This window comes from Streptomyces sp. SID14478, assembly GCF_010548525.1.
In the GTDB taxonomy this organism is placed as follows: Bacteria; Actinomycetota; Actinomycetes; order Streptomycetales; family Streptomycetaceae; genus Streptomyces.
The window spans coordinates 1-1,210 of sequence record NZ_JAAGMG010001331.1 but is presented as its reverse complement, the minus strand read 5'-3'; the positions used below and the strand labels follow the sequence as shown (position 1 = coordinate 1,210).

General features: G+C 75.9%; 1 protein-coding gene. It reads right to left on the bottom strand.

What is annotated here, in order from left to right:
* Positions 1-139: 139 nt before the first annotated feature.
* The coding region (locus G3I40_RS42105; protein ID WP_164560072.1) for an amidohydrolase family protein at positions 140-1,210 on the bottom strand (1,071 nt) is incomplete at its 5' end.

Below are 1,210 nucleotides of genomic sequence, written 5' to 3'. Positions count from 1 at the left end.
GCCGCCGGGGTCAGGGCCGCGCCGAGCGAGGCGGCACCCGCGAGGACGCCGCGCCGGGACAAGGGAGGGGGAGTCATGCGGTTTCTCCTTCTGACGGGAGGGGGCGAGCCCTCGCGGGAGGGGTGAGCCGGGGGAGCGGTCAGAGCGCGATGCCCGAACGCACCACGCGCGACGGCGACGTGAGGACGGAGACGTCGGCCAGCGGGTCGCCCGGGACCAGCAGGACGTCGCCCGCGTGGCCGCGCGTGAGACGCCCTGCCGTGCCGTCCAGGCCGAGCAGGTGCGCCGCACCGGTCGTCGCCGTGCGGATCGCGTCGAGCGCGGACAGGCCCGCCGCGCGCATCAGCTCGATCTCGCGGCCGATCGGCTTGATCGAGCCGCCCGAGGAGTCGGTGCCCGCGGCCAGCCGCACCCCCATCGCGTGCGCGTCCAGCACCGCCTTCTTCAGGATCGGCAGGTAGGCGCGGCCGCGCTCGGCGAGTACCGGGTCCGAGGAGTCGGCGAGGCCCGCGATCGCGGTGAGGGTGGGCGTGAAGTACGTGCCGCGGCGCCGCATCTCGTGCAGCGTGCGCTCCGCGACGAACACCCCGTGCTCCAGCGAGCGGATGCCCGCGGTCACCGCGTCGTGGCAGCCCTGCTCGCTGTAGCTGTGGCACAGCACGCCCTTGCCGCCGCGCCGGGCGGCCGCCACCACCTCGGAGAGCTGCTCGTGCGAGTACACCTGGGCGAGCGGGTCCTGCTCCGGCAGGCCCGCGCGCTCGTTGACCCGGGTCTTCACGATGTCGGCGCCACGCGCGAGGTTCACCTCGACGACGCGGCGCAGCGCCGCGGCGGAGCGCACGCCGTCCTTGAGGCGGGCGAGCGGGGTCAGGTCCGGATCGGCGAGCACCGTGTCGCCGAGGTCGGGGGTCACGAAGATCCCGGCGGCCCGCAGGCGCGGGGCGCTCTCGGGGACCTGGCGCGCCAACTCCCGTACGGCGATGTCCTGGTAGAAGTTCGTGGAGCCGCTGCGGGCGCTGGTGGCGCCCTGCCGGACGGCGTCGCGCGCCTCGGCGGCGGTGTTGAGGTGGATGTGCGCGTCGATCAGGCCCGGCAGCACCCAGTGGCCGTGCGCGTCCAGGCGCGGCGCGTCGGCAGGTACGTCGCCGACCGCGTCCCGGGACCCCGCGGCGCGCACGACGCCGCCGCGGATCACGACGACCGCGTCCTC